This window comes from Spirillospora sp. NPDC029432 (assembly GCF_040703975.1).
In the GTDB taxonomy this organism is placed as follows: domain Bacteria; phylum Actinomycetota; class Actinomycetes; order Streptosporangiales; family Streptosporangiaceae; genus Spirillospora.
In genome coordinates this window covers 1-9,702 of record NZ_JBEZWH010000128.1, presented here as the reverse complement: position 1 = coordinate 9,702, position 9,702 = coordinate 1, and the positions used below count along the sequence as shown (strand labels likewise).

The following is a 9,702-nucleotide window of genomic DNA, read 5'->3' as shown; positions in this document are numbered from 1 at the left end:
GCGGGCGCCGCCGCCGACCGCGCCACCGCGCCCGTGCTCGGCCGGCTGCCGTCGGGGTGGCGGAACGTGCCGTCGCAGCCGCAGCGCAGGTCGTACGAGGCGCCGGACGGCACCGTGATCGAGGTCGCCTACCGGCTCGCGCGCGGCGGCGTCCTGCACGCCGAGGGGCACGACGGCGTACGGCTCGTCGAGGCGTCCGCCCCGCCCGCGGCCGCCGGTTCCGCCGCGGGAGACGGTTTCGCCGGGTCCGCCGGGTCCGTGACGCTCGAGACCGGCGGTGTGCGGTACGCGTTCGAGGTGCGGCGCGTCCACGACGACGTGTACGTGCACTCCCCGCTCGGTCCGGTGGCGCTGCGCGCGCTGCCGCGCTTTGCCGACCCGAGCGACCTGGTGGCGCCCGGGTCGCTGCTGGCGCCGATGCCCGGCACCGTCGTCCGCGTCGAGATCGAGGCGGGCGCCGCCGTGACCGAGGGCCAGACCCTGGTCGTGCTGGAGGCGATGAAGATGGAGCACCGCATCGCCGCCCCCGCGTCCGGCGTGGTCGCCGAGCTGGCCGCCGCGGCCGGGCGGCAGGTCGAGTCCGGCGCGGTCCTCGCCGTCATCGCCCCCGAACCCGAAGGGACCCCCGAGTGAGCTTCGTCGAGACCGAGGAGCGGCGGGCGCTGCGCGCCGCCGTCGCCGAACTGGGCGCGAAGTACGGCCCGTCCTACTATGTGGAGAAGGCCCGTTCCGGGCTGAAGACCGACGAGCTGTGGGCCGAGGCCGGCCGGCTCGGCTACCTGGGCGTCAACGTGCCCGAGGAGTACGGCGGCGGGGGCGGCGGCATCGGCGACCTGGCCGCGGTGTGCGAGGAGCTGGCCGCGGCCGGCTGCCCGCTGCTGCTGATGGTGGTCTCGCCGGCCATCTGCGCCACGATCATCGCCCGGTCCGGCACCGAGGAGCAGAAGAAGCACTGGCTGCCGCGGTTCGCCGACGGGTCGGTGAAGATGGCGTTCGCGATCACCGAGCCGGACGCCGGATCCAACTCGCACAAGATCACCACGACCGCGCGCAGGGACGGCGACGGCTGGATCCTGAACGGGCAGAAGACGTTCATCTCCGGCGTGGACGAGGCCGACGCGGTGCTGTTCGTGGCCCGCAGCGCCGACCAGCAGGGCAACCTGCGGCCCTCGCTGCTGATCGTCCCGACGGACGCGCCCGGCTTCACCTACACGCCGATCGACATGGAGATCGTGTCGCCGGAGAAGCAGTTCGTGTGCCACCTGGACGACGTGCGGCTGCCGTACGAGGCGCTGGTCGGCGACGAGGACGGCGGGCTGCTGCAGCTGTTCGCCGGGCTCAACCCCGAGCGGATCATGGCCGCGGCGATGGGCGCCGGGATCGGCCGGCTCGCGCTCGGCAAGGCCACCGCGTACGCCAGGGACCGGCAGGTCTTCAAGACGCCGATCGGCGCCCACCAGGGCCTGGCGCACCCGCTCGCCGCCGCCAAGATCGAGCTGGAGCTGGCCCGCCTGATGGGGCAGAAGGCCGCCTGGCTGTACGACGAGGGCGACGACGCCGGCGCGGGCGAGGCGGCGAACATGGCCAAGTACGCCACCGCCGAGGCCGCGATCCACTGCGTCGACCAGGCCATCCAGACCCACGGCGGCAACGGGCTGACCACCGAGTACGGCGTCGGCATGCTCGCCGGGGTGGTGCGGCTGATGCGGATCGCCCCGGTCAGCCGCGAGATGATCCTCAACTTCGTTGCCCAGCACTCCCTGGGCCTGCCCAAGTCGTACTAGCCGCCCACCGCGCCCATCGCGTCTCGTGTGCCGCCCGGACGTGTGGCTCTCAAGGAGGAGTTCCCCGATTCCGACCGCAGGGTGATGCCATCACGCGCCCGGGCGGCCTACCGTCGTCCCGGGATGACGGTGATCGCGCGGTTGCGGAGCATGGGCGCCGGGCTGGCCCCCCCCCGGGGCCGGGGCGCCGCTGCTGCCGTTGCGGCGCGCCGGCTGGACGGCCTGGGCGCCGCACGCCGCCGTCGCGCTGTACGCCGTCATCGTGTGCGGGTACGCCTGGCACACCCTGATCGAGGACTTCGGCGTCCCCAACCTCGCCGCGGGCACGCTGACCGTCGCGCACGCGCTCGCGCTGCCGGCCGCGCTGTACTGGCCGCTGGCGGCGTGGTGGGCGTCGCTCGCGCTGGCGGTGGCGGCGGCGCTGGCGGCGGGGCTGGAGGCCACCCGCCTCATCACCGCCGCGGGGACGGCGCGGGTCCTGGTGCTGACCACGTTCGACCTGGACGAGTACGTGTACGAGGCGCTGCGCTCGGGCGCCAGCGGGTTCCTGCTCAAGAGCGCCACCGGGCGGGCGCTCGCCGAGGCCGTCCGGGTGGTCGCCGACGGCCAGGCGCTGCCGGCGCCGAGCGTCACCCGCCGGCTGATCGCCCACTTCGCCCGGACGGCGACCCGCCCGCACCGGCCGCTGAAGGCCGACGCGGCGCTCACCGGGCGCGAGACCGAGGTGCTGGCACTGGTCGCCGGTGGGCTGTCGAACGCCGAGATCGGCGAGCGGCTCATCGTCGCCGAGCAGACCGTCAAGACGCACGTCGGCCGCATCCTGGCCAAGCTCGGGCTGCGGGACCGGACGCAGGCGGCGGTGTACGCCTACGAGACCGGCCTGGTCCGGCCCGGCTCCGGCTGACCGGCCAGCCGGTCGACCTGGCCGTCCAGCGGCGGCGCGCCGAGCCGGTTGTCGACCTCGGCGTGCGGGACGGGCGGCGGCTCCTCGGGGCGCATCCGCTCGACGAACGCGGCGAACCCCGCCAGCTTGCCGCGATCGCGCTCCAGCCCGCGCGCCTCCAGCCGGTGCCGCAGCGTCGCCGCGTCCGAACGGATCCACACCAGCCGCACGTCCGGCCCGCCGAGCGCGGCCGTCCACTCCGCCCACCGCCCCGGATCGCGGATCTGGCCGGTGAACGGGCCGCTCAGCAGCACCGGGCAGCCGGCGGCGCGGATCTCCCGGGCGGCGTCGGTGAGGCCCGCGTACTCGTGCCGCTTGACATGCTCGTCGTACCAGGGGCCCTCGCGCTCGCCCGGATCCCGCCCGTACGCGCGGAGGATCGCCGCGACGAACGGCCCGTACAGGGTGTCCTTGTCCAGCAGCGCGGGCGCCGGGCGCAGCCGGGCCAGCAGCAGCCGCGCCACGGTCGTCTTGCCGCCGCCCGGCGGGCCCGCGACCACCCACACCGTGCCCGGGGTCATGCCGGGATGCGCAGGCGCCGGGTCGCCAGCTTCCCGATCCGCGCCTCGTCGATCTCGTGGCCGAGCCCCGGCTGGGTGTACGGGACGCCGACGACGCCGCCCGACGACCGCACCGGCGGCGTCACGAACGCCGGGCCGCCGGCCGGGTCGGACACCTCGCTCGGCAGCGTCACCCCGGGCAGCGCGGCCAGCGCGACCGCCGCCGCCTGCCCGATGCCGAACGCGCCCGCGCCGGTGCACCAGACGTCCCAGCCGGCCGCGTAGGCAAGGTCGTGCGCGCTGCGGGCCGCGGTGAGCCCGCCCATCGCCGACAGCCGAAGGTCCAGCACCCGGCCCGCGTCCAGCGCGATCGCCGCGTCGAGCGTGGCCAGGTCGCCGATCCCGGGCGCGACGGCCGTGCCCGTCCGGGCCTGCAGGCGCGCGTGCGCCGCGAGGTCGTCCTCCGGGAACGGCCGCACGATCGCCAGCACCCCGTAGGCCTCCAGCCCTTCGAGGACGGCCAGCTGCTCGGGCGTCTCGCGGTAGTGGTGCCCGGCGTCGGCGACGAGGGCCAGCGCGGGGAACGCCTGCCGGATCGCCCGTACCGGCTCGATGTCCCAGCCGGGCCGCACGTCCAGCGTGACCCGCGTGTGCCCGGCGCCCACGGCCTGGTTGACGCGGCCCACGACGGTGTCGAGCAGCGGCTCCGGGGTGAGGCGGGCACCGGTGACGATCGAGGTGCGGGTGCCGCCGAGGGCGTGCGCGAGCGGCAGCCCGCGGGACCGGCACCACAGGTCCCAGCACGCCGTGTCGATCGCCGCCGCGGCGGCCGGGCAGCCCAGGTCGGCGGCCGCGGACACGTCCTCGGGGCGGTCCAGCTCCAGGCCGATGAGCGCCGGCCCCATCCGCTCCTCGATGTCGGACCACACCGGGTCCGGCCCGCCGGCCGCCAGGGCGGCCTCGCCCCAGCCGACCGTGCCGTCCTGGGCGGTCAGGCGCACCAGGACGCTCTCCGGCCGCCGCCCGCGCGGCATCGCCACCCGGAAGGCGTCGCAGCCGTGGATCGAAGGCACCGTCACCCGCCCTTCACGCTCGGAAGTCCTCCCACCATGATCCCCCTTTCCGGGAGCGGTGAAGACACGCGCCGCCCCTAGCGGCGCCGGAACCGCACCGGGCGCCTGCGGTAGCCGCCCTCCTCCAGGCCCGCGAGGCGCTCGAACGGGTTGTACGAGGCGTGGTCGCCGCACAGCAGCATCGAGATCCCCGCGCACAGCAGGTACGGCGGGATCATCGCCGGGCCCAGGCACCAGGCGTACTGCGTCGAGTGCCGCGCCTCGTGCCGCAGCAGCGCGGGCCGGTCGAGCAGGGACGCGGCGTCGTGCCGCACCAGCACGACGTTGCCGAGCGTGAACGCGGAGGCGACCGGCACGGGCGGCCGGTAGCCGCCGGCGATGAGGAGGCCGTCCGGGCCGCGCCGCACCGGGCCGCGCGCGGCGGCCGCGGCCAGCAGCAGCCCCAGCGGGGTGGACAGGTTGGCGACGTTGACGGCCTGGCGGAGCCGGTACGCGGCCCTCACGGCGCGGCGGCGGCCGTCAGGACGGGCACGAGTCGGACAGCGACATCGGCTTGGTCTGCGTCCTGCGCGGCGTGGGGGAGGAGGTGGCGCCGGCGACCGGCCTGGTCTTGGTCGGCGAGGCCGACGGCGACGGGGAGGCGGTCTCGCGGTCGCCCGCGACGGCCCGCGCCGCGAGCTTGCGGATCAGCGCGAAGTCGGGGTTGCCGGTGTGGATCAGCGGCGGCACGAACTGGAGGCTGTCGATCCGGGCGCCGTCCTTGACCCTGCCCGACAGCGACACGAACGCCGGCAGCAGCTCCTGCGGGATGTCGGTGGAGATCGCGTTCTTGGTGGCGGCGGCCAGCTTGTCGAACTTGGTCAGCACCGTCTGCGGGTCGGCCTGCTTGGCGATGGCGGCCAGCAGGCACTTCTGCCGGCCCATCCGGGTGTAGTCGTCGCTCATCGTGCGGGACCGGCCGTACCAGAGGGCCTCCTTGCCCCTGAGCACGCGGTCGCCGGGCTGCAGGACGTCGCCGCGCTGCCCGTACGGGATCGGCTGCTCGATCTTGACGCGGACGCCGCCCATCGCGTCGATGATGTCGGCGAACCCGAACATGTCGACCAGGATGTAGTAGTCGACCGGCTGCCCGAGGATCCCGCCGATCGTGGACTTCAGCAGCTCGGGGCCGCGCTGGTTCTTGCGGGCGCCCGGCACCAGGTCGGGGTGGTCCTCGGCGTACTGGTAGACCTCGTTCAGCAGGCCCGGCGTGCCGGCGCCGTCGCCGGTGAAGCCGTAGGGGAACCGGTCGCGGGCGGGGCCCGGCGGCAGCGGGAAGCTCTCCAGGTTGCGCGGCAGGCTCAGCAGCACGGTGTCGCCGGTCTTGGTGTCGACGCTGGCGAGCGTCATGCTGTCGGTGCGCACGCCCTCGCGGTTGGAGGCGGCGTCGCCGCCCAGCAGCAGCACGTTGACCCGGCGCTGCCCGTTCCACGGGTCCTTGGTGTCGATCGGGCGGCCGCCGGCGCCGCCGGTCTTGAAGATGCCGGTGAGCGCGTCCCGGAAGACGTAGGTGTTGTACGCGCCGAACGTCACCGGCACCGCGACGGCGAAGCACAGCATCGCCACGGCCACCACGCCCGCCGCGCGCCCGCCCAGCGAGAGCGACCCGGGCCGGACCAGCTGGTACGAGCGGATCACGATCGTCACCCACACCAGGCCGAGCACCAGGATCCCGGCGGCGATGTAGGAGAGCCAGGCCGGCTGCACGGCCAGCCCCATCAGGTCGCCGCGGAAGAACGTTCCCGCGATCGCGGCGGCGGCGACCAGCAGCACGAACGCGCCCAGCAGGATCCCGCCGATCAGCCGCCGGCCGGTGCTCAGATGGGCCACGCCCCAGACCAGCGCGGAGGCCAGGGTGAGCGCGAGGGCGCGGCCAAGGCCGGGTTCGGCGTCACCGCTGCGGGCACGCCGGCCTGCCGATCGACTCGCCATGTACGCTCCGATTCCCCACACGCGGTGATCTGAGGCTCTGCCTACCATTATGGACGCGCAAAACCGGCATGGAGTTGCCAGGGCGGTGGCGTCCGAATCCGGTGCCGGGACGGTCCGGGGCGGCGGCCGCCGGAGGTCCGGAGATCCGGATCACCCGGCGATCCTAGCGGGGAACCGGGCGTGGCACGGCGATCCCGGTGATCTTGGGGCGAATCCGTGCGAAGGCCTTACCAGCTGCTGGACAGCGGCATCCCCTCGGCGTAACCGGACGAGCTCTGGATCCCGACGGTGGCGCGCTCGTGGAACTCCTCCAGCGTCCGCGCGCCCGCGTAGGTGCACGAGCTGCGCAGCCCGGCCACGATCGAGTCGACCAGGTCCTCCACGCCGGGCCGCTCCGGGTCCAGGAACATCCGCGAGGTCGAGATGCCCTCCTCGAACAGCGCCTTGCGGGCCCGGTCGAACGGCGAGTCCTCGGCGGTGCGCAGCCGCACCGCGCGCGCCGACGCCATGCCGAAGCTCTCCTTGTAGAGCCGGCCGTCGGCGGCGCGCTGCAGGTCGCCGGGCGACTCGTAGGTGCCGGCGAACCAGGAGCCGACCATCACGCTGGACGCCCCGGCGGCCAGCGCCAGCGCCACGTCCCGCGGGTGCCGGACGCCGCCGTCGGCCCACACGTGCCGGCCGAGCCGGCGCGCCTCGGCGGCGCACTCCAGCACGGCGGAGAACTGCGGCCGCCCGACGCCGGTCATCATCCGGGTCGTGCACATCGCGCCGGGCCCGACCCCGACCTTGACGATGTCGGCGCCCGCCTCGATCAGATCGCGGGTGCCCTCGGCGGTGACCACGTTCCCGGCCGCGACCGGGACGCCCGGGTCGAGCCCGCGGACGGCGGCCAGCGCGGCGATCATCTTCTCCTGGTGGCCGTGCGCGGTGTCGACCACCAGCAGGTCGGCGCCCGCCTCCAGCAGCGCCTTGGCCTTGCCCGCGACGTCGCCGTTCACGCCGACCGCGGCGGCCACGCGCAGCCGGCCGGCGCCGTCGACGGCGGGGGTGTAGAGGGTGGCGCGCAGCGCGCTCGTCCGGGTGAGGATCCCGGTCAGCCGGCCCTCGGCGTCCACGACCGGGGCGAGGCGGTGGCCGCGCTCGTGCAGCCGGTTGAACGCCTCGCGCGGGTCGACGCCGTCGGGCAGCGTCACCAGGTCGCGGGACATGATGTCGCGCAGCTGGGCGAACCGGTCGACGCCGTGGCAGTCGGCCTCGGTCACCACGCCCACCGGGCGGCCGTCCTCGACCACGATCACGGCGCCGTGCGCCCGCTTGTGCAGCAGCGCCAGCGCCTCGCCGGCGGTGTCGCCCGGCGCGAGCCGGATGGGGGTGTCGTACACCAGGTGGCGGCGCTTCACCCAGCCGATCACGTCGGACACCACCTCCACCGGGATGTCCTGCGGGATCACTGCCAGGCCGCCCCGGCGGGCGATCGTCTCGGCCATCCGGCGGCCGGACACCGCCGTCATGTTGGCCACCACGAGCGGGAGCGTGGTCCCGCTGCCGTCGGCCGTGGACAGGTCGACCTCGAGCCTGGATCCGACCGCCGAGCGGCGGGGGACCATGAACACGTCGTTGTAGGTGAGGTCGTGGACGGAATCGTCACCGTTCAGAAGGTGCACGGCTGTACTACACACCAATCGCGGCTGGAAGTGGCTGGGCCACCGTACATTGTGATCCATACCCCCGGGTGCTCCGGCCAATGCGGCGCCGGAGCCGCCGCCGGCGTGCGCCCCGGGGAGGCACGGGCCCGCCGGGGCTGGCCAGCGGTGGCCGTCTCACCGTCCGTGGCGGCGGGGACCGGCGGGACCGCCCCAAGGTGACGAAGGCATGGCCGGACCGTGCCTTTCGCGAACGATCCGGACGTCCACCGCGTAATACCTGAGACGGCGCGGACTCAGTGGTTTTGAGTGCAACGTGAGGTTTAGCTCTCTGTAAAGTTACCTCTTGACGATCCTGCGCCAGCGATGCAGTTTTCTTACATGTGCCTCGCGCGGAGATCCGCCCCCCGCCGGAGGCGTCACAGCAGAACACCGGGAGAAGCGCATGCACGTCACGCTCATGAGCCCGGTGTCCCGCGCCCGGCCGCGCCGGGGCCCGTCCGCCCGACGCAGTGATCATCACCACTCCGCCCGGCCCCGCGCCGTCGCCCGGCAGGACCGGACCCCCGCGGCGGCCCCGGCCGCGTTGCGGTGCCGAGGCGGATTGCACGGCGCCGTATTCGGCACCGGTACGACCGCACGCCGACGCTTCAACGGTGTGCGGGTCCGGCGAACACGAGCAAGCTCAATATTTGACGATGGACCGTCCTGAAATGGAATGATCTTGCAGTTGTCAGCAAATCGAGTCATTACATGTCGAGGAGGAGAGCCGTGCTGGATGCGGTCGACGCCGTGCTCGTCCGCGAGCTCCAGCGGGATGGCAGGGCGACCTTCCAGGCGCTCGCCGACCGGGTCGGGCTGTCCCGCACGGCCGTGCGGGCACGGGTGCAGAACCTTCTCGAGACCGAGGTCGTCCGGGTCGTGGGCATCGTCCACGCCGCGGTCGTCGGGGCCGAGGCCATCGGCCACGTCTCGGTCACGGTCGACGGCTCGGCACGCAAGGTCGCCGCGGCCGTCGCCGAGCGCCCGGCGGTCAGCTTCACCGCCCTGACCGCCGGCCCGCACGACCTGGTCGCGCAGGTCCGCGCCCGCGACGACGCCGCGCTGGCCGCCGAGGTGGACCAGATCCGCGCCGTGCCCGGGGTCCGGTCGGCGGAGGTGTTCCGCTCGGTGTCCACCGTGCGCGACACCCACGCCGTCGTCCGCGAGCTCGGCGACGTCACGCTCGACGACATCGACTGGCGGCTGCTGCAGGAACTGCAGCGCGACGGCCGCGCGCCGTACACCCGGCTGGCCCACATCATCGGCCTCTCGCAGGCCGCGACCCGGGCCCGCGTCGTACGGCTGATGCGCTCGGGCGTCATCCAGGTGACCGGGCTGGCCGATCCGACCGCGCTGGGCGCCGCCGAGCTCGGCGGCTTCGGCCTGGTCGTGGACGGCGGGCTGCGGCGGGTCGCCGAGGCCGTCGCCGAGCAGGAGGGGGTGCGCTACCTGGCGACCGGCTTCGGCCGGTACGACATCGTCGGCCAGGCGGAGGCGTCCTCCCGCGCGGAGCTGGTCGCGGTCCTGGACGCGATCCGCGCCGTCCCCGGCGCGACGGTCCGGGAGTCCTGGCACCACCTCGACGTGGTCAAGGAGTCCTACGCCGTCGAGCTGCCCGACAAGCCGCTCGACGGCGAGTAGCCGGAGAGCGCGGAAGTCCGCGGCCTGCGCGCGGATCCGGCGGCGGACGAGAGCGTCCACTTCTTGCTTCATACGCAAGATGGTATGTCGTTGGCGCAAGGTGCG

General features: G+C 74.4%; 9 protein-coding genes. 4 read left to right on the top strand and 5 right to left on the bottom strand.

All coding sequences use genetic code 11. From position 1 onward, the window contains the following. From AB0881_RS41115 to AB0881_RS41105, 3 genes are all read left to right on the top strand, one after another. The coding region (locus AB0881_RS41115) for a biotin/lipoyl-containing protein (RefSeq protein ID WP_366626316.1) at positions 1–633 on the top strand (633 nt) is incomplete at its 5' end. Then, complete coding sequence (locus AB0881_RS41110; RefSeq protein ID WP_366626314.1) at positions 630–1,784, top strand: acyl-CoA dehydrogenase; 1,155 nt, start codon at positions 630–632, stop codon at positions 1,782–1,784. The genes AB0881_RS41115 and AB0881_RS41110, both read left to right, overlap by 4 nt. Positions 1,785–1,983: 199 nt before the next feature. Next, on the top strand, positions 1,984–2,688 hold the full coding sequence (locus AB0881_RS41105) for a response regulator transcription factor (protein WP_366626312.1): 705 nt from the start codon (positions 1,984–1,986) through the stop codon (positions 2,686–2,688). On the opposite strand, the gene AB0881_RS41100 is transcribed toward AB0881_RS41105, so the two are convergent. From AB0881_RS41100 to AB0881_RS41080, 5 genes are all read right to left on the bottom strand, one after another. Beyond that, entirely contained in the window at positions 2,652–3,248 is a 597-nt protein-coding gene (locus tag AB0881_RS41100; RefSeq protein ID WP_366626310.1) for an AAA family ATPase, read from the bottom strand. The genes AB0881_RS41105 and AB0881_RS41100 overlap by 37 nt on opposite strands. Next, positions 3,245–4,306 (bottom strand): enolase C-terminal domain-like protein, encoded by a 1,062-nt coding sequence (locus AB0881_RS41095; RefSeq protein WP_366626308.1) that lies wholly within the window; start codon positions 4,304–4,306, stop codon positions 3,245–3,247. Before AB0881_RS41095 ends, AB0881_RS41100 begins: the two co-directional genes overlap by 4 nt. A 71-nt stretch (positions 4,307–4,377) precedes the next feature. Next, positions 4,378–4,803: a hypothetical protein gene (locus AB0881_RS41090; protein ID WP_366626306.1), complete on the bottom strand. Its 426-nt coding sequence runs from the start codon at positions 4,801–4,803 to the stop codon at positions 4,378–4,380. A gap of 16 nt (positions 4,804–4,819) precedes the next feature. Further along, entirely contained in the window at positions 4,820–6,271 is a 1,452-nt protein-coding gene (locus AB0881_RS41085) for an LCP family protein (protein WP_366626304.1), read from the bottom strand. A gap of 227 nt (positions 6,272–6,498) precedes the next feature. Beyond that, on the bottom strand, positions 6,499–7,935 hold the full coding sequence (locus AB0881_RS41080; RefSeq protein ID WP_366626302.1) for a GuaB1 family IMP dehydrogenase-related protein: 1,437 nt from the start codon (positions 7,933–7,935) through the stop codon (positions 6,499–6,501). A 750-nt stretch (positions 7,936–8,685) separates the two neighbouring features. Here AB0881_RS41080 and AB0881_RS41075 point away from each other — a divergent pair. Further along, positions 8,686–9,597 carry an Lrp/AsnC family transcriptional regulator gene (locus tag AB0881_RS41075; RefSeq protein WP_366626300.1) on the top strand — a complete coding sequence of 304 codons (912 nt, stop codon included), beginning with the start codon at positions 8,686–8,688 and terminating at the stop codon, positions 9,595–9,597. Positions 9,598–9,702: the final 105 nt, after the last annotated feature.

What these genes read in the sequence shown, in the direction of transcription:
- AB0881_RS41100 (WP_366626310.1), bottom strand. Translation starts at nt 3,248, where the DNA reads ATGACCCCGGGCACGGTGTGGGTGGTCGCGGGCCCGCCGGGCGGCGGC.
- AB0881_RS41085 (WP_366626304.1), bottom strand. Translation starts at nt 6,271, where the DNA reads ATGGCGAGTCGATCGGCAGGCCGGCGTGCCCGCAGCGGTGACGCCGAA.